This is a genomic window from Flammeovirgaceae bacterium SG7u.111 (assembly GCA_034044135.1).
GTDB lineage: Bacteria > Bacteroidota > Bacteroidia > Cytophagales > Flammeovirgaceae.
The window spans coordinates 3,686,776-3,706,181 of the sequence record CP139021.1 but is presented as its reverse complement, the minus strand read 5'-3'; the positions used below and the strand labels follow the sequence as shown (position 1 = coordinate 3,706,181).

Annotated in this window: 16 protein-coding genes; 7 read left to right on the top strand and 9 right to left on the bottom strand. The window is 40.2% G+C overall.

All coding sequences use genetic code 11. The features are described from left to right. Positions 1 to 31: 31 nt before the first annotated feature. Positions 32 to 1,309, top strand: a complete 1,278-nt coding sequence (locus R9C00_14370; GenBank protein ID WPO38642.1) for an aminotransferase class V-fold PLP-dependent enzyme — start codon at positions 32 to 34, stop codon at positions 1,307 to 1,309. A gap of 9 nt (positions 1,310 to 1,318) precedes the next feature. Here R9C00_14370 and R9C00_14365 read toward each other — a convergent pair whose 3' ends face one another. Then, the gene (locus R9C00_14365; protein ID WPO38641.1) at positions 1,319 to 3,724 is read right to left on the bottom strand and encodes a bifunctional UDP-N-acetylmuramoyl-tripeptide:D-alanyl-D-alanine ligase/alanine racemase; all 2,406 of its coding nucleotides are present in this window, start codon (positions 3,722 to 3,724) and stop codon (positions 1,319 to 1,321) included. A gap of 157 nt (positions 3,725 to 3,881) precedes the next feature. Between R9C00_14365 and R9C00_14360 the strand changes: the two genes are divergently transcribed. Continuing rightward, entirely contained in the window at positions 3,882 to 5,048 is a 1,167-nt protein-coding gene (locus tag R9C00_14360) for a lycopene cyclase family protein (GenBank protein WPO38640.1), read from the top strand. Between the two features lie 900 nt (positions 5,049 to 5,948). Here the strand turns inward: R9C00_14360 and R9C00_14355 are convergent. Next, complete coding sequence (locus R9C00_14355; GenBank protein WPO38639.1) at positions 5,949 to 6,950, bottom strand: YhdH/YhfP family quinone oxidoreductase; 1,002 nt, start codon at positions 6,948 to 6,950, stop codon at positions 5,949 to 5,951. Between the two features lie 135 nt (positions 6,951 to 7,085). Here R9C00_14355 and R9C00_14350 point away from each other — a divergent pair, with 135 nt between their 5' ends. Further along, positions 7,086 to 7,412, top strand: a complete 327-nt coding sequence (locus tag R9C00_14350) for a helix-turn-helix domain-containing protein (GenBank protein ID WPO38638.1) — start codon at positions 7,086 to 7,088, stop codon at positions 7,410 to 7,412. A 423-nt stretch (positions 7,413 to 7,835) separates the two neighbouring features. Here R9C00_14350 and R9C00_14345 read toward each other — a convergent pair whose 3' ends face one another. Beyond that, complete coding sequence (locus R9C00_14345) at positions 7,836 to 8,384, bottom strand: hypothetical protein (GenBank protein WPO38637.1); 549 nt, start codon at positions 8,382 to 8,384, stop codon at positions 7,836 to 7,838. Positions 8,385 to 8,580: 196 nt separating this feature from the next. Further along, positions 8,581 to 8,997 carry a hypothetical protein gene (locus R9C00_14340; protein ID WPO38636.1) on the bottom strand — a complete coding sequence of 139 codons (417 nt, stop codon included), beginning with the start codon at positions 8,995 to 8,997 and terminating at the stop codon, positions 8,581 to 8,583. Positions 8,998 to 10,039: 1,042 nt separating this feature from the next. Between R9C00_14340 and R9C00_14335 the strand changes: the two genes are divergently transcribed. Then, complete coding sequence (locus R9C00_14335) at positions 10,040 to 12,166, top strand: M1 family metallopeptidase (GenBank protein ID WPO38635.1); 2,127 nt, start codon at positions 10,040 to 10,042, stop codon at positions 12,164 to 12,166. A 52-nt stretch (positions 12,167 to 12,218) separates the two neighbouring features. Here the strand turns inward: R9C00_14335 and R9C00_14330 are convergent, their stop codons facing one another. The 3 genes from R9C00_14330 to R9C00_14320 all read right to left on the bottom strand — a co-directional run bounded on the left by R9C00_14330 (position 12,219) and on the right by R9C00_14320 (position 15,006). Beyond that, positions 12,219 to 13,334, bottom strand: a complete 1,116-nt coding sequence (locus tag R9C00_14330) for a DUF2914 domain-containing protein (GenBank protein WPO38634.1) — start codon at positions 13,332 to 13,334, stop codon at positions 12,219 to 12,221. A gap of 231 nt (positions 13,335 to 13,565) precedes the next feature. Beyond that, complete coding sequence (locus R9C00_14325; protein ID WPO38633.1) at positions 13,566 to 14,108, bottom strand: cupin domain-containing protein; 543 nt, start codon at positions 14,106 to 14,108, stop codon at positions 13,566 to 13,568. Positions 14,109 to 14,193: 85 nt separating this feature from the next. Continuing rightward, the gene (locus tag R9C00_14320) at positions 14,194 to 15,006 is read right to left on the bottom strand and encodes a helix-turn-helix domain-containing protein (GenBank protein WPO38632.1); all 813 of its coding nucleotides are present in this window, start codon (positions 15,004 to 15,006) and stop codon (positions 14,194 to 14,196) included. Between the two features lie 177 nt (positions 15,007 to 15,183). Between R9C00_14320 and tnpA the strand changes: the two genes are divergently transcribed. After that, positions 15,184 to 15,603 (top strand): IS200/IS605 family transposase, encoded by a 420-nt coding sequence (tnpA, locus tag R9C00_14315; protein WPO38631.1) that lies wholly within the window; start codon positions 15,184 to 15,186, stop codon positions 15,601 to 15,603. 75 nt (positions 15,604 to 15,678) lie between these two features. Here the strand turns inward: tnpA and R9C00_14310 are convergent, their stop codons facing one another. Next, the gene (locus R9C00_14310; protein ID WPO38630.1) at positions 15,679 to 16,275 is read right to left on the bottom strand and encodes a hypothetical protein; all 597 of its coding nucleotides are present in this window, start codon (positions 16,273 to 16,275) and stop codon (positions 15,679 to 15,681) included. Between the two features lie 258 nt (positions 16,276 to 16,533). Next, on the bottom strand, positions 16,534 to 17,397 hold the full coding sequence (locus R9C00_14305) for an alpha/beta hydrolase (GenBank protein WPO38629.1): 864 nt from the start codon (positions 17,395 to 17,397) through the stop codon (positions 16,534 to 16,536). 68 nt (positions 17,398 to 17,465) lie between these two features. Between R9C00_14305 and R9C00_14300 the strand changes: the two genes are divergently transcribed. Both R9C00_14300 and chrA read left to right on the top strand, forming a co-directional pair. Further along, complete coding sequence (locus R9C00_14300) at positions 17,466 to 18,065, top strand: TetR/AcrR family transcriptional regulator (protein ID WPO38628.1); 600 nt, start codon at positions 17,466 to 17,468, stop codon at positions 18,063 to 18,065. 95 nt (positions 18,066 to 18,160) lie between these two features. Next, the gene (gene chrA / locus R9C00_14295) at positions 18,161 to 19,285 is read left to right on the top strand and encodes a chromate efflux transporter (GenBank protein ID WPO38627.1); all 1,125 of its coding nucleotides are present in this window, start codon (positions 18,161 to 18,163) and stop codon (positions 19,283 to 19,285) included. The last annotated feature ends 121 nt before the right edge of the window (positions 19,286 to 19,406 follow it).

Below are 19,406 nucleotides of genomic sequence, written 5' to 3'. Positions count from 1 at the left end.
GAAGCTTTTCTATGCTAAAAGATGTGCCAAAATGAATAGAGCAGACTTTATTTTACAACTATCGGGGCTATGTATGATTCCAGAAATCACAAAAGGAAAACAAGTACAGAAAATTACCAAACCCAATGACCAGATGAGTGAAGAATCGTTTTGGGAGAAGGTTAGAAGCCAATTTAACGTAGATAATAGTTACATTGACCTTAGGGCTCATGCTGCTAGCCCTATTCCTTCTGGCACATTTGAGGAGTTTAGCCAAAACTATGGGCATGTCCAATCTTTCCCTTCTATTCGAAACCATGAAGTGGCAGAAGGCAATAAGGAGTTGTTGAGAGTGAAAATTGCCAAAGAATTGAATTGCTCTTTTGAGGAAGTGGCATTAATGCGAAGCACTACAGAAGCTCTTAATAATGCATTGATGGGTTTCCCTTTTGAAAATGGGGACGAGGTATTGGCATCTGTTCATGAATATGATAGCATGATGGGTAGTTTGTATCAACGGCAAAAAAGAGATGGGATTGAAGTGAAAAGAGTAGAAATACCGTACCAACCCACATCAAAAGAGCAAATTATTGAATGTTTTAAAAAAAGTGCCACACCCAAAACAAAACTGATTTTGATTTCGCACATGGTTTGGATTAGCGGTCAAATCTATCCCATAGAAGAGATATGTCAATGGGCAAGGTCAAAAGGAATTGCTACTGTAGTTGATGCTGCGCAAAGTTTTTCACATTTAAACATCGATGTTACAAAAATTAGTTGCGATTATTTAGGCGCATCGCTACATAAGTGGTGTGCTGCACCGCTCGGGAGTGGCTTTTTGTACATTAGAAAAGAAAATATTCCTGCAACGTATCCGCTATTTGGGCACTATCATTACAATGCAGATGCTCCAAGGATAGAAAAATTTGAGAATTTCGGATCAATTACCCCTGTTTTTGAAGCCTGTAATTTCAGCCTCGACTTTTGGGAAAAAATTGGTTACGAGGCGAAAAGAAATAGGATGCAAATTTTAAAAGAATACTGGATAAATAAATTAAGTGCTATACCAGAGATAGAAATAGTCACTAACATAGATGCAGAGCACTCCTGTGGAATCGCTTATTTTTCAATTGAAAACCAGAGTGCTACTGATATAAAAAATAAGCTTTTTGACCAATACAAAATTGTAGTTCAATCAATTGAGAACTATAAAAATAGTAATGTGGATTATCAAAGTGTCAATGTGATTGGAATTGCCACACCTGTCTTCATATTACCCGAACACCTAGACGTTTTTGCAGATGGTATTAAAGAGTTAGTTAGTACTTAATATTGGTAATCACTCCGTATAAAACACCCGCTTCACCCGTTCGCTCACATTGGTGAGCAGTTCGTAAGGAATAGTGCCAATGGCTTGGGCGAGCTCAACTACGCTCGGGTTCGCCCCAAAAACGATCACTTCTTCCCCTTCACTCACATCCTCAATCCCCGAAACATCAATCATGCACATATCCATGCAGACATTTCCAATTACGGGAGCTAACTTTCCTTTCACCAGCACTTTTCCATTCCCCTTGCCAAACCTTCGGTCGTAGCCGTCGGCATAACCGATGGCAATGGTGGCTATTTTCATTGCTTTGGCAGCGATGAATGCTCTTCCGTAGCCTACACTTTCGCCCTTTTTAATTTCCTTTATTTGGGAAATCGATGTTTTCAAAGTAGCGGCATTATGCAGTTCAAGCTCTGGGTTGCTTCTCGGGTCAATTCCATACAGCCCGATGCCAAGCCTCACCATGTCAAATTGCCTATCGGGATAGTTCAAGATACCTGCTGAGTTCAATATATGGCGAATAGGTTGGTAGCCCAGCTGATTTGAAAGTTCGCTGGATAGTTTGTCAAAAAGAAAGATTTGTTGACGGGTAAAAGTTTCGTGTTCAGGATCATCAGCCGCAGCTAAGTGGGAAAAGATGCTTTTTACCCGCACATCGCCATTCTGTTCCAGTATGTTTGCCAGTTCTTTTATTTCATGGCTTTCAAAGCCGAGGCGTCGCATCCCTGTATCCAAAATAATGTGGATTTTAACGGGAGGGTAAGAAGGAAACTTCCTTAGGAAATATATGAAAGAGCGGAGCTGGGAAAAACTATAGATTTCAGGCTCAAGCTTATGTCTGAGTAAGTAGGGGAAAGTTTCTTTAGAGGGATTCATCACCATAATGGGCATAGTGATTCCCTGTTTGCGCAGGGCAACGCCTTCATCGGCATAAGCAACCGCCAAGTAATCGACTAAGTGGTATTGGAGCAATTGGGCTATTTCAAAGCTTCCGCTTCCGTAGGCAAAAGCTTTTACCATCGCCATGATCTTTGTGTTGGAATCAAGTTTCGACCGGATAAGGTTGAGGTTGTTTGCCAAAGTTTCCAAGTTGATTTCCAATCGAGTACCATGGACTTTTTCCTCCAATTGCGCCACTATTTTCTCGAAGGAAAACTTTCTAGCACCTTTTATCAAGATCACTTCCTTTTCAAATTTCACCCGCTTATCCGCAAAGAAGGCTGCCGTGTTTTCAAAACTTTGGTAGTCGAGGTCATTGAATAGCGTCCAATAAGCACGCATGTCTTTTCCAATCCCGATTACCCTTTCTATCTTTCTGGAAACAAGTTGCTTAGCTACGGATTTGTAAAGCTCTTCTTTTGATCCTCTCGCATCTACAAAATCAGAGAGAATCAGTGTTCTCTTTTCCTTCCCCTGTTGCTGTTGCAGAAAATCCAAGGCAGTGGAAAGTCCTGCCAAATCATTGTTGTAAGTATCATCAATGAGAAGACAATCGTTGATGCCCCGCTTGAGGGAAAGCCGCATGGGGATAGGATTGATTCGGCTTACAGCAGCTTTTATTTGATTTTCACTCATGCCTAGGTAAAGCATAGTGGCTATGCAATGGAAATAGTTTTCCAAAGAAGCTGCATCGGTAAAAGGAAGGAAGACTTGGGTAGTTTTTTCCTCGAACCTCGCTTCTATCAGCTTTTTCGGCTCGTTTATTTCAAATTGGATATCCGCTTTCTTGCCCTTGGCCGACCAGCTGAGCAAGTTGCAAGGAAGTTTCTTCGCCGCTTCAACTACCTCGTCCTGATCGGCTGATACCAAGAGCGTTTCGCTCTGTTGGAAAAGCGCTAGTTTTTCTTCCAACTTCTGTACTTGGTTTTCAAAACCTTCGTCGTGAGCTGTGCCCAAGTTGGTGAAGATACCGAAGCTTGGTCGGATCACTTTTTCCAACTTTCCCATTTCTCCCACTTGGGAAATACCTGCTTCGAAAATGCCCAGCGTATGGTGCTCGTTCATTTCCCAAACCGAAAGGGGGACGCCTATTTGTGAATTATAGCTTTTAGGACTTTTTACTATCGAAAAATAAGGGCTGATCATCTGATATAACCATTCCTTCACAATTGTCTTTCCATTGCTGCCCGTAATCCCGATCACGGGAATGACAAACTGTTGGCGTTTAAGGCTGGCTTGTTCTTGTAGAAAACCAACGCTGCTTTCAGTTTTGTAAAAATGGATTCCATCTAGCTGTTCTGTTTCAGTATCCAGTTCTTTTTCCACCACGAATTCCCGAACCCCTTTTTCATATAAGTTTTTGATGAACTGATGCCCATCGTGCCTTTCCCCGTCTATGGCAAAAAAAACGGATTCGCTGGGCGAGATAAGTTTTCGGCTATCGGTCAGTAAATATCTTTTTTGAAGTAGATTCATGGCGAAAAATCATAAAGGATGCGTGAGCTTAAACAATCTTGAAACAAATGTATTTAGTTTATGATTTGATAATAGCAAGTTGGATGCTTTTTAGGAAATATAGGCGAAACCTATAAGGTCTTCCACGCAAAGACATATTGGATATTTTTTTTTAAGAATGGACAAAAATAAATTTGACATCATTATTGCCGGGGCTGGTTTAGCAGGTTTAAGCTTAGCGTATCGCCTTTCCCTCGAACCATACTTTTCAGATAAGAAGATTTTACTGATAGACAAAGACAACAAAACCCAAAATGATCGTACTTGGTGTTTTTGGGGAGAGCCTCCTAAGCATTTTGAATCCATTATTTCTCATAGTTGGTCGCAAATAAGCTTTATTTCCGATTCATATTCCAATTCCTTCGATCTTTCTCCAGCAGCATACTACCAAGTCCGTGGAGCTGATTTTTATCGGTTTATAAAAGAGGAAATTGCCAAGCACAAGAATATCCAATGGCTAAAAGCCGAGATAAACAAGGTGGAGGAAGTAGGAGAGAGGGTGATTGTTTCCACTACATCTGGTAACTACCAAACTGATTTGTTATTCGACAGTCGCTTTGATGAAGACTGGGTTAAAGAACAAACCAAAAACTATCTTCTGCTTTTGCAACACTTCAGAGGCTGGGTCATAAAAACCGATGAACCTGTTTTCGAAGTAGCAAACGCACGCATGTTCGATTTCCGCATTCCCCAAAATAATGAAGTGAGGTTTGTGTACGTGCTGCCCTATAGCGAGACCGAAGCCTTGGTTGAGTTTACCATTTTCTCAAAGAGTTTGCTCAAGAACGAGGAATATGACCAAGCCCTAAAGAGCTATGTAGCTGAATATTTGGGATTGGAAAGCTACGAAGTGGTGGAAGAAGAGAACGGTGTCATTCCCATGAGCGATTATCCTTTTGCCAAGGCAGAAAGTAAGCGGTGGATAAACATAGGCACGCGCGCAGGCATGTGCAAACCCTCTTCGGGCTACGCATTTAAACGAGTGCAGGCAGATACCGAAGAATTGGTGGCATTGCTGCTGGCTGGGAAAGATTTGCAGAAACATAGGAAAAGCTACGGTCGTTTTTTGCTCTACGATGCCATGATGCTCGACATAATGGCACGTTCAGGAGGGAATATCAAAGGGATTTTCACCGACCTCTTTTCCTCCAATCCCATCCATAAAGTACTTGGCTTTTTAGACGAACAAACCAGCTTTGGAGAAGAGGTAAAGATCATGTCTTCCGTGCCCCATCTGCCATTTTTTGTTTCAGCACTAAGGTTGGCTAAGCGGAAGGTGTTTTAAGGCACGTACCATTTCAATAAAATCCGCAAAATTCAGAATTTCCCCTTGCCGCAAACCCAAAAATGTACCCGCGAGGGCAAATAAACCTTCATACGGTTCAGAAAAGAAGAAAAAAGGTATAAATAAGAGGCAAAAAGGAAAAAATATCGAGTAGGTTGTCTTTCGTAAGTTTAATAACGGCTTGGAATTTTCATATTTCGGGAAAAATAAGACGTTCATCGGCACAAATATTTCATATATCGGCTTGGATATTTCATATTTCAGAAGAAATATCTCTTTCTCCGGCACAAATAAGTCTTTGTTTTGCACCAAAAAGTAGTTGTCCGGCAGTAATAAGTCCTTGTTTTGGGCTTGTAAGTTTTAGATCTGATTGGAAAATAACTAAAACCAACCTCACACCAGTGTCATCCTACCCAAGCATCAAACAAAAACCCGAGTCGTAGCATTGCGGAATAGTAGGAGGAGGATACCGCATCAAGCGCGACATGACTCGTGAGGGATGAGGTGTTGCGGTTTTCGGAGCGAAACACACGTCGGAGCCGTTTCAGACGCCTCCTGACGTTTTGGGCGATAGGAAGATAGATAAGCTAGCGTCGGGGGCGATCGAAAACGACCCCGACGGGGATAAAATCAGTGTCATCCTGCACTTGATGCGGACGGCTAGTTGCAGGATCTCCATCCTATACACCAATAGGCATTGCGGAACTTTCCTTTTCAAGGACTACCTCTTTTATTTCCCCCTGCCTACTAGGTTTCTATAGCAGATTAAATTTAACTTTTTTTACATTTTAACCTTATCTACCCCTAGAGCTGTGACTCACAGCCCTATTGTAACAAAAAGAGGTTTGTGTGGGAGATGCCCAATTCCACAAACCTCGGATCTTTGCTATATGATTACATCTATACACGTACTAAGCACCCAACGTCAGGACAGTTCTTCCCTTTCAGCATCAATGCTATTTTATGCTGCACATCTTCCAGTTTAATCTCCTCGCACGTATCTGCTAATTGTGTGGGTTTCCATTCGTTGGCTAATTTGTTCCATACTGTTTTCCTGTACTTCATGGGATAGTTCTGAGAATCTATGCCAATAAGTGCAATGCCTCTGAGGATGAAAGGGAAGACTGTTAGATCAATTTTTGGAGATGCTACATTGCCACAGCAAGTGACCACACCTGTCGACTTTGTTGATTTGATGATGTTTTCAAGAATCACTCCCCCAACTGTATCAATTGCTCCTGCAAATAACGTTTTTAACAAAGGTTTTTTATCAAAGTTTTCTATATCGCTGCGCAATAGTACTTCTTCTGCTCCAAGGTTGATCAAATACTCTTTTTCCGCCTCTTTTCCAGTAATTGCAACCACTGAGTAGCCTAGTTTGCCCAATATGGAAACGCTTAGTGCACCCACGCCTCCTGTTGCACCAGAAACAGCTATTTTTCCATCTTCTGGTTTTACCAATTCGGTAAGCCTTAATACAGACATGCCCGCAGTCAGCCCCGCAGTGCCATATATCATCGCCTCTTTCATGCTCAATGCTTCAGGCAATTTCACTGCCCATTCGGCTGGGACTTGGATGTACTCGGCAAATCCGCCGTCAGTATTCATCCCCAAATCATAACTGGTGACAATTACCTTTTCTCCAGCGGTAAATAAATCACTGTGCGATTTTTCAATGGTTCCAACCGCATCAACACCAGGCGTGTGAGGATAACTCTTTGTCACCCCCTTGTTCCCTGAAGCCGATAAAGCATCTTTATAGTTCAATGAACTGTAGTGTACCTTTACTAAAATCTCATTGCTGTTCAATATGCCAAATTCCATTTCTTTGACAGCCCCACGGTAATTGCCATCCACCTCTTCAATTCGAAATGCCTTAAATGTAGAATTGTTTTGTGCCATCTTTTTATCGGTTGATTTTCCTTATTTTTGTGCAAATGTCAGGATAAATAATTTGTTAATCAACAACTTACAAATAGTTGGCTTACGAACATTTATTTCTGTTTTTGATTATTTGAATCCTTTGAAGGAAAAAAAATGAAAAAAAGTTATTGCCCAATCGATACGTTCATCAATGCAGTGAAAGGAAAGCGAAAAGGAACCATTATTCTGCACCTTTCTCAAGGAGATAAGAGGTATAGCGAATTGGTGAAGCTATTGCCCGATATAAGCGAGCGCATGCTCACCAAGCAGCTTAAAGAATTGCAATCAGATGGGTTGATTGAGCGTACTGTTTTCCCCGAAGTTCCCCCACGGGTTGAATATAGCTTGACCGAGCTAGGCAAAAACATTCATCCTATCCTAAAAGGGATGTTTAAGGGAGGGATTTTGTTTGAAAAATCTATCGAAGAGCCTGAGGGTTGAATTTCAATCCTACTTAGGATATTTTTTGTAATCAGGAGTAACGGCTCGAGTATAAAAAGCAGGCGATTTCAAATTACCAAACTTTTGGTTAAGCACAAAGTATTATATGATATAGTCTATTAAAGAACGTTGAATTTATCACTATTTCGCCTGTTTATTATATACTTTGTGTGTTTTCGTGCTTTCCTAATTCGTTAATGCCACATATTCATAAAGCATCTTTGGTTTTTCCGCTTCTGTCAATAAAAAATATGCCACATCGTTTCTTGAAATCTTCCCTATTTTCATGCCTTTTTCTAGCTTAGGCAATGCTTTATACGATTTAGAGGGTATGAAACACAATATCCATATATATGCAGTTGCAGCGAAATAGGTGACATTTAAACATATTTCTAAATTTCCCATCTAGGTAATCCTGTAACATTATTCGTAAATCCTTCCATTTTCTAAAAGTTCACCTATAAACGACCAGTCCAATGAACTAAAATCCGTTTCATTATCTTCCATACATCTCGCACCACATTCTAAATTTGCAAATGGGTCAAAATTGTACCAAGAATTTCCAGTTTCTGACTGAACTCCAAAAAAACGATATTCATTTTCTAATTGCTTGCCTCTCATTTTGTGAAGTTCAGCAATTTGAAATCTCAACACTTCAATTGTAAAATCGTACGTTGTCAAATCAGATGTGTTTGTTTTATCAATCGCTTCACTAATGTCTGGGTGAGTGAACTTTCTACTCATCCTGTTTTCATCAGGAGCTGTTTCGCATTTTAACCACTCATTTTTAAACGCATAAGGTTCTGAGGTAAATGCTTCACTTATAATTTCAAGAATCAATTTATAGGTTACTTCTTTAGTTCTATTCATCTCAATCAATTTGAGAAGAGCTAATAAGTATTCCTCCAAATCTCTATTCTCGAATTTGTCTGGAAGGTTGGTTATGTGCTTATAAAATTCTGCTGTGTTCATTCTCTTGTTTAATAATGGATATATACACTTGGACTGCATACATACCTATTCTCTTAAATATAGTGTAGCTTAGGATAAAGCTGAAATTCTATTGAAAAAATGCCCTCCAAAGAATAAGGAGGGCATTAGTAAGAAATTATCCTTTTCGACAGGATTTATAACCCGAGTTTAACCAAAATAACTTAAAAACTAACAGCTACATATTACTCATTCTATCTCCTAACTCACTTAGCTTAGTAGCTAATTTATTTGCATATGACTTGAATAACGTCCTATCTGATTCAGATAGATTAGACTGAATTGCAAGTTGGCTTCTCTGATTTTTACTTGCTTTTTCCATCAAACTAGGCATCCTAGATGGATTATTATTATTCAGAGCTTGCTCTATGCCTTGTGCAACCTTACTCATATCTACTATCCAATCTCGAGCCTCCGAATTGGTAATTTTATGAATGCCAATTGTATCAGCTAATACATTTTTAGTTGTTGTTTCAACTTTAATTTTACTTGTTTCTTGTTCAGACTCTACGTTTTGTTTTTTCTCATTAGTAGATTGTTGACATGTAACAAATGCAATGCAAATTATTGGTACTATTAAAAGTTTAAGTCTCATGATTTTTGTCTTTTGAATATGTTATTACGTTGATTTTCAAACCTCGGCTTTTCAAAATTTGTAATTTGGAAACCCTATGATGTGCAACTGCTAAACAGTACTACTAGTTTTTAAGTTATTTTGGTTAAACATGGATTATAAATCTTGCGATAGCCCATTTTCTTTAGGCTATATTCTTTCTTTATCCAATACTAACGGACAAACACTCTATCAACATATAAAACGCTCTCTTCTGTCACAAACAAAGTATCAACGGTCTTCATAATATCATAATAGGGTAATTGTTACCATCCACTTTCTCTCAAGCATTTTTCAAATCCTCCAAAAAGAGATGCTCAAGCAATACATCACCATCTTTATTTCACAACATCTATACATATGTACCAAATTGCTTTCAAACGAACGGTTTTGCATTGTCACAAGATGGGGGTGTATAAAGCAGGAAGCTTGATCTAAAGTATGTATAGCATTTCCAATAGGGGAGATCAGCACAGCAATATTGGGTAAGATATGTTGGGAAAAGTGTTGTTTTTAGTAAAAAAGAGCTTGCTAACAACAAAAAACTTGCTTCCAAATCAACCTATTCCTTTACAACTTCAATATCCTTCTGTATATACTGTTGAAACAAAAGATAGTTTGGTGGTCTCCTTTACATCATGCATATAACCCTTTGCACAGGGTGTTTTTTGCGTTGCATTACCAAGTTTTCTATAATATTTATGCCAAAAATGCTTTACATATAGCATTTATCCCTTTACATTATCCATTTATTCCTTTGCATCAAGCAAATTCGCCGTTGCATCATTCGTATTATTCTTTACATTGTCTGTAAAACAGAAGATCCTTTGGTGGGGTGTTTTGCATGGTGGAGTGGCTACAATACCTAATAATAGCATTCCTTTCATCTTCCTAAAGAGCATTTAAGAACGAATCTTTTCCACTAGTACTATCTAAGCTTGAATATCTTTCCCTTTTTATTAGCTTAGTGGTATGTTAACCCATTTGTAAAATTCAACATCAATTATATTAACGAAAGAAGATTATGCTTAAGAAACTATGTGCCACCTTGTTGGTATTTTTTCCATTGGTCATTTTTGCCCAAGACTTTGACCTGCACGTATCTAGGGAGATAAAGGAAGCCTACGACAAGGGAACTCGTTCTGTAGATGGAAAACCCGGTGTCAAATATTGGCACAATACGGTTGATTACACCATGGAGGTCACTGTCGATCCTTCTACCAGGGGTGTAGCGGGTTCTGCCGTGATCAATTATTTGAACAACAGCCCAGATGACCTGAATTCACTTGTGGTCCGTTTGTATTACGATGTATTCAAAAAGGGAAATGCTAGAGGGATGCAAGTCAACCCCGAAGACATTGGAGACGGCGTTGTTCTTTCCAACTTGAAGGTAAATGGCGAAGAAATGCCGATGGATAACCCTAAGTTAGTCCGCCGCAGGGGAACGAACCTTATTATTACGCTGGCTACTCCGCTCAAAACAGGAAGTAAGGTAGAGCTTTTTATGGATTGGGAACAAAAAGTGCCACTGACTGTCCGCAGGACTGGTGCAAAAGACTCTACTTCGTTTTTCATAGCCTACTGGTATCCACAAATGTCTGTTTACGATGATGTTTTTGGTTGGGATATGATCGACTATACCTTCGATACAGAGTTTTATAACAACTTGGGGAATTATGATGTAAAAATAACTGCCCCAACCAATTTTTTGGTGTGGGCTACAGGTGAACTCCAAAATGCAACGGCTATATTACCAGAGGATATATATGCAAAATACGAAAAGGCGAAGACGGCTACCGAAACTATCCATGTGGTTGACTCTACTGATCTTGATAGCTTGGTATTGAAGTCGGGCACGTGGCACTACAAAGCCTCTGAGGTTTCCGACTTTGCTTTTGCCATGAGTGACCATTACTTATGGGATGCGGCATCTCAAGAGGTGAGTGGGAACTCTGTTCTTGTAAGCACGGCATTTCCACAAAAAGATGCGCCAGCTTATGCGAAAGTAACAGCCATTCAACAAAAGACCATGAAACATTTTTCGGAAGACGTGCCGGGTATTCCCTATCCTTATCCTGCGTTTACTACCTTCATAGGGCTGAACGGCGGTGGCATGGAATTCCCCATGATGGCCAACAATGCCAATGCTGGTAGAGGGGTAACTATCCACGAGATGTTCCATACCTATTTCCCAATGTATGTGAGAATTAATGAGCGAAGGTTTGCTTGGATGGACGAAGGCTGGGCAGATTTTATCACTACATTGGTTACGCACAAGTTTTTTAAGGATGAAAAAGATGCCTCTTCGCTGTTCTCGGGTATGAAAGCTGGCATGGACCAGATGTCAGGAACAATTGGCGACTTGCCAACAGTTACTTCTAGCCAGTACATGGCAGGGAACTATGGCTATCATTCGTACACCTTGCCTTCTTTTACTTATGCTATGTTGTACGATCACTTGGGAGATGAATTATTCTTGAAATGTTACCGAGAGTATATCCGCCGCTGGGCAAAAAAGTCTCCTACTCCTTATGATTTCTTCTATACGTTTGAAAATGTATCGGGTCAGGATCTTGGTTGGTTTTGGGAGCCTTGGTACTTTGGGTTTGGCTATTCGGACGTAGCAGTAACAGGAATGGACAAGGGTACGCTTTCTATCAAAAACAAAGGGACGAGGCCTGTGCCTGTCAGTGTGTTGGTAGAATACGAAGATGGGAATACGGACTACAAAACTTACAGTGTAAAATCATGGGTAGGCCTAGAAGGTGACTTTGAAGTGAAGGTTGATAAGTATAAAAAGGCGAAATTCATCATGGTGAACGGAGACATTGTCGATGTTGCCTTCGATGATAACTTTTACCCAAGCCTTGAAGAGATTTACAAGGATGTAGAAGTTCCTGAGACTACTTTGGGTACCTATGGCATAAAAGAGTTTCCTGTTTCAGCTCAGATAGTTGACGATGGAGGGAAGATCAAACTTTTGATTCCAGAAGCGCGAATAGAATCGTACCTGAGACCCAAAGGGGAAAATCATTTTGTAAGTCTTGACAACAGCATGGACATTACCCTTACGGGAGAAGGAGATGCCATCACCGATATTACCATAGCACTAAAAAGCTTTGGCGTAACCATTCATGGCACGAAGAAGTAGTTGAGGTAACCTAGACCTATAAGGTATTCAACGCCTTATAGGTCTTTTTTTGTCAAAACTCTTCAATCACCAGTCCCTCTGGTGCTAAAGCAGTGCTTGTGATCACTTCAAAATTAATCACGCCTAGCACCAGTTCTTCTTCTGTGATCACTTCCACTTTCCATTTGCCTTCAAGAACATTTTTTTTATAGGTGTAACCACGATATCCACCGTCTCTTCCACCTTTTATCTCATAGCCTATATCATCAACAATTGTCCACTTTTCAGCATCCTTGTTGTACCATTTCCACCGGTGGAATATCTTTTTCTTGATGTCGGTAGGTGCAAAAATGGAGGAAAAAACAAATACCTTTTCACCTGGCTTGCGGTTAAATGTCAGCCTATGGTCTCTCCAAAATATATTGCCAAGGTTTTTCTCATAAGTGACCGTATAAGTGCCATTTTCAAGTCTGACATCGTGGGCTACTATCCCTTTGTCTAGTGCAAGGGGAACAGGTGGAATGAGCTTGAGAAAGTAAAAAGCATTGATAAGTGTATAAATCAACAAAACTAATCCCGTAAGTTTCCTTAAGCGGACCTCTGCCCGCGTACTTGGGCTTGCCCAGTAGATACTGATGATTAGTAGTAGCGTAAATAGTAAACTGGCTAAGCCCGAATACAAAAAAATTTCTGTATTCATCTCTTTGATGAACACCGGGATCATGAACGTGAAAAAGGTAAAGCTGATAAAAGAGTACACCCCAAACTGTAGGTACTTATTGGATATCCGCTTTTTCAAAAACTCGTTTGCAACTAGCAAGGCTACTAGGATGAGAAAGAACGAGGCTGTTTTGGACAGAGAAACGCTTCTGGAAAAATAGATAACATAAGCGCTTGAAAGCCCTCCAAAGAAAAACTGGATAGCCAAGGGGAAATACTCTTCAATTCTCCGAAGGAATGTCTTTTTCCAAAGACCATCGTCTGCCAAATTGAAAAGGAAAAGGGTGATGGTGAGGGAGATCATGTGAAGGCAGAGGATACTTAGGTCGTACAGGCGATCTATGCGCCCAAGGGTGAAAGAATCAAAAATGAACCCTCCTATAAAAAACAAGATGGGAGCATATTTCTCGTGTCTCCGCAAAAATTTCCTGAGCCTGCTGTTTCTTAGTCTAACTAATGTCCTTTTCATTCTTGTGGAGCATTCCTTCCCGCGCTTAAGGTGGATTGGTTTTGTTTAGTTGCTTAGCCTTTAAAGCCCACAAAAATATGTTGTTTGAGATAAAGAATTATCAGTAGGTAGAAAAAAATAGAGGATGGGGAATTGTAATTTGTGAAGTGCTTCTTAAAGCAAGAATGCAGGTTGGTGACCTGTCCCAAATACTTATAATATTCGGGACAGGTATAGGTGAAATAGCTGCAACTAGCTGAGGAAACTAATGCCATGCTCGCCACAAATCTTGGTGACTTTCTCGAAATCGGGCGGACCGGCAGGAAGTTTCGCTAATTCTTCGAACATGTTTTCTATGCCTGCGGGAAATGCGGTAGTAATCATTTTTGCCTTTTCCGTTCCTACTACTTTCCATGCATGTGGAACATTTTTAGGGGCAAAAGCGATATCTCCTTCTTTCAAAACAGTGGTTTTTCCGTCCACCATTATTTCAAGCTCTCCTTTTATTACCCTAAAGATTTCGTCTTCGAGGGTGTGGATGTGAGGGGGGATACCTACACCAGGGTCAACGTTATCCACCCATTCTACTAGTTGGTTGCCAGTATCGCTACCGACCAATTTGTGGGTTTGGATATCGCCTATCACATTCAAGATGCTACCTTGGTCATCCTTGATGATTTTTGGTTCGGCAGTAGCCGATGGTTTGCTGTCAGGGACTAATGCTTGGCTGATTCCTGGTACAAAAGCTAGCCCAATTCCAATTTTAGATGATTTTAAAAATGTTTTTCTGTCCATACTATTGTTTTTTATACAATAGTAAATTGTAGCCTTCAATACGGGCATGCGAAAAACACGGTAAAGCTTTAGAATTTCGGAATAATCAGCTTTCTCTGAGCATGGAAGGGGACATTCCGGTGTGTTTTTTTAAGAAATAGCTGAAATAATCGGGAGAGGAGAAGCCCATTTCAAAGCAAATCTCTTTTACTGTTTTGTCGGTAAACTTTAATGCATGTCTCGCTCTCATCACGTGTTGTTCGGTTATTATGCTCTTTGCATTTACCCCCAAAATATCGTTCACACATTCGTTGAGGTATTTGTCAGATACATTGAGTAATTGGGCATACTCATTCACTCCATGGTATTCAAAAAACCATTGGTTCACTAGCTTTTTGAACTTATAAACTACCGTCTTTTTCGCATTATTTTCGGAAATGACAGATTTGATATTGCATTGCCCATCACAATACACAAAGAAAGTATTCAATAAAGAGATAATGGCATCATCCTTATGGTTGAGGTGTGAGCCTACCAGCTCATCTATCATTTCTAAAATAGCCTGAATCCTTATTTCTATACCGGGGGCAAGGTTTATCTTAGGGATTTCATCATTGGCAAAAAGCCGTACTTCATTTATATGAAGGTTGCTCAAGGCAGGATTGTCTAATGTTTTTTGAGGAAGCGATAGCACATACCCAGAAGAAGCGCTGGTATTCGTTTTTACTATTTTCCAGTCGAAACTGGGGTTCATAAAGAAAATAGCATTTGAGACATCTTTGTACAACACATTATTTATCTCAATGGACTGAACCCCGTTCTGAATCCAGCAAACCGAGTAATGGTTAGGCTCAGTTTTAGTAGTGGATTTTTGAATGATAGGAGCTATTTTTATCGATTCTGCGTTCAATACCTTCATTGCTTTTTAAGATAATAAAAAGGGATGTTTTTTTAATCATTTTCATTTTTTAAAATTTAATATCAACTTAGAAATCCACGCTCTATGAGCGTGGTTAATAACCGCTCTGCGTGGCTAAGCCAGAAAACGGCCCAATGATTATATTCAAGAGTTGTCCCCACAACCGAAGAATATATTATGAGCCGTTTTCACAAATTGTCACATTCGATCTGGTATTGCAAGTACCATATAGTTTGGACACCTAAATATAGGTATAGAATCCTCGAAGGAGCAATAAAAAGGGCAGCAATAGAGCATATAATGCAGTACGCCTCCCAAAAGAAATGTATTATCGATACGCTGAACGTCCAAAAGGGCCATGTTCACTTGATTATCGATATCCCTCCCAAATATTCGGTTTCCGATGTGGTGGGGATCTTGAAGGGCCGGACAGCCATACGGTTGTTTTCAAAGTTCAAGAAGCTGAAGCAACGCCCCTATTGGGGCAACCGTTTTTGGGCAACAGGCTATTGTGTTGATACGGTAGGGCTTGACCCAGAAAAGATAAGGCTTTACGTGGAGTATCAAGAAGAACAGGAAAAAAAGAACGAGAGCTAAGAATAACAAAGTAATAAAATAGATTTATAACCGGGGACAATGAATTCCTTTGCCTCCTTTGGGGGCAAGGGCAGTTTACCCCCTTACAGGGGTTATCACAATTCCCCGCCCTTTGGGTGGGGATCTTTTAATCTCTTTCAATCGGTCTTCATCCTCAAATGGGAGAGCTTCAAGATGGGCATGTTCTGAATCATATATTTTCCCAGATATTTTTTCTATTTTGTATGAGGATTCTTGTGATTCTGAAACTGTATGAATGCTATAGTAGTTCTCAGATTCGCGAATTATCATATCATCCTCAAAGTTATCTACATCGATTGAGCCAACTTCATCACTTTTATTAATTGCCTCCATCACGAATTGGATATTTAGCTTTGTTTCATTTGTGTGTATATAGAATGGGATTTTTTCCTCATGTTCAACTCCATTGGAAACAGGGCCATATACGACTGTTTTTTCTGAAAGATCCACTCCTATATCAAAATAAAAAGCGGAGTTGATAGGAAGATATTTTATTGGGTTCATAAACGAAACATACACTTTTTTACCATCGGTCATTACCTTGATTTTAGAGAAATTTTGAACATCTATTCTTTCATCAATCAGGTTCAATGCTAATTGTACAATAGAATCTTTTCCAAGGCGAATAATATCCTCTACTTCCTTATCCATTTTAGTATCTTGAGAATAACAAGTGGTACACTGTAGTGCTAAATATAAAAACAGGAGTGTATTAACTATTTTCATCACAAATCTTCTTCTGAGGGGTTAATGTATGGATGAAGTTAGGAAAAGATAAGCGGATACTTACTATTATGTTCTTCATAAGTGGGGGTAGTGGAAAAGGCGGATTGAAAATCCTATGATAACCGGTCTAAAGTGGAAATGCCAATTGCAAAGGGGATGTTTGTAAAACTGGCAAGCCCAAAATCACCCAATCCATTCTCGTATTTTCTGCTGTATTTCGGGGTAATTATGCTTCGCGGGCATGTGTTTGGAGTTTTTTAGGAAATGAACTCCCCCTATATTATTGAATACTTCTTTTGCCCTTGCTACTGCCTCTTCTCCGGGGAAAAAGATATCGTCGGAGGCTTCTATCAGGTACACAGGATTTTCAAAATGAGCGACATCCGATTTTTTCAACAGGGTAGGTCTCCTATAATCTATGTTCACGCCCAATAGTAATTGCTTTTGAAGCCTAAACATAAATTCGTCTTTATCGGGCACGAAGGCTTTGATAAACGAGCGGAGATGTTCGTCTTTTTTGGTGAGCATAAAGCGGATGAGGGGAAAGGTAAGTTTGGTGATTGATTCCCAGGTATTTCCGTTTACCAAGCCACTTGGCACTACAAAAACAGATTTTTTTACCCGCTGAGGTTTATGGGTAATGAGTTTTTGTAAAATGTATGCGCCGTAGGAAACTCCAATGAAATCAGCTTCCTGAATAGCTAGCTTTTCCAGCACTTCATCTGCCCAGATTGCGTAAGAATCACCTTTTATGTCCAGCACTGTTTCATCGCTTTTGGTCGCTTGCCCAATAGTATCTATGGCAACAAGTTGGAAATCGGCAGACAGCCCTTGCACGGCTTCTAAGGTTAGCGGAGCTCCTGCATTTATCCCGTGGAAGAGCACAAGTTTTCCCCTTTTAGGGTTTCCAGCGGTAATTACCCTCGTGTTACCAAATTGGGTGGGCACATCTGTTTCGGTATAGTCTAAGTTTAAACTCGCCAACTTTTCTTCGTAGAGTTTCATAATCTCTACTTTTGCTTGGTCGCTTTTATAAATGGATTTCATTATCAAAGGTTTAGGGTTTAGATCAATTGATTGCAATATTAGTCCATTTGACCTAATTTTAAAAAACTATGAAAACAAAAGAATTGATAAAGGACGTAGCGAGGGAGTCTTTCAACCAAAAAGGCATCCAAAATGTGACTTTGAGGGAGGTAGCGGCATCTCTCAAAAAGAGCTATGGAAATGTGACCTATCATTTCCCAACCAAGGAGCACCTGATAGAGGAGCTCTTTCAGGATTATAATTCTGCACTGAAAGAGTTGCAAATAGACCATAGTGGGTACGAGAACTTGCTGCATTACTTTTTGGTATTGCCTGAGTTCAGCTTCGATATCACGGTAAAGTATCTGTTCTTTTTTATCGATTATGTGGAGCTCAAAAGGATATACCCTGAGTTTATTCAAAAAGTGGAAGAGGAAAATAAAGGCAGAAAAGAGAAATGGAAAGGCTTGATGCAGGTTCTGCAAAAGCAAGGTTTTTTGGAAAACAAGCTGGCAGATGAGGACTTGGAATACATCATGGAATTGAGTGCAGGAATGAGGATGGTTTATTTCCAAGAAAACCTCGGCAAGCAATTCGACACATTAGCTTTTTCCAAAAAAGTCAACCAGCTCTTGCTGCCTTATTTGAGCGAGCAGGGGAAAAGGTTTTATGAGGGATTTTATAGGTAAATAGAGGGTTGTAGTCAAGAAAAATATATTTATACCCTGCAATTGAAATGATTAAATATTTTTGGGAAGCAAATTAGTTTTTCAAAAAAGGTACTATGGATTTCAAGAAGATAAAAGAAGTATTTTTGGTTTTTGGCAAGCTCGGCTGTATTGCCTTTGGAGGGCCAGCCGCTCACATTGCCATGATGGAAGAGGAGGTGGTGAACAAACGGAAATGGATGAGCCAGCAATACTTCTTAGATATGGTTGGTGCAACTAATTTAGTGCCTGGGCCTAATTCTACCCAAATGACCATGCACTGTGGGCATGTGCGAGCAGGTTGGGCAGGATTGCTAGTGGGTGGTGCAGCTTTTATTGCGCCTGCGGTTTTTTTTACCCTGTTGCTCGCCATTGTATATGGGGAATACGGAACAGTCCCCGCTATTGCGCCTCTGTTTTATGGAATAAAACCAGCCGTAATCGGCACCATCCTCAATGCTACTTATAAGCTGGGCAAAAAAGCGTTGAAGAATTGGCAGTTGGGGGTAATAGGGCTAGTTGTTTTGGGATGTTCGCTTTATGGGCTCGATGAATTTCTCTTGATTATAGGAGGTGGTTTAGTGGGGATGGTTTGGCTAGGGATGATAGGAGGGAAGGAGTCAAAAATGGCGATGTTTACCCCGTTCATGCTCTTAGCAAAGCCTGTCTCTGCATCGGTGGGAAGTACTTCTATCTTTCTAGCTTTTCTGAAAATAGCTTTTGTCCTCTTTGGGAGCGGGTATGTCCTCATTGCATACATAGATGCAGAGTTTGTGGAAAAACTGGGTTGGCTCACCAAGCAAGAGCTGTTAGATGCAGTAGCTATGGGGCAGTTTACGCCAGGTCCGGTTCTCACTACGGCTACTTTTGTTGGGTACCAGCTAGGTGGAGTATCAGGAGCACTTTGGGGTTCGTTGGGCATGTTTTTACCCTCTTTCTTCTTGGTAGGAGTACTGGTGAAAATCATTCCCTTGCTCAGGAAATCGAAGATGCTTTCCAAGTTTTTAGATGCAGTAAACGCTAGTGCCGTGGGGATTATGGCAGCGGTGACGCTCAAACTAGGAGTGGAGTTAGGTTCGGAATGGCAAGGCTTGGTCTTGATGATCTTGAGTGTATTCATTGCCTTTCGCTTTCCTAAAGTAAGTACTTTTTGGGTAATTATTGGTGGAGCTTTGCTGGGGTATTTGTTGCTATTATTTTAAAAGCGTCAGATTAAAGAGTAGTTGTTTTTCCTGCATTTTTGCCCATTCTTACAATTTACCGATCTTAACCTAGGTTCTGCTTCTTTATTTTGTAAATTTGGGCTAATCGAATTATTCATTT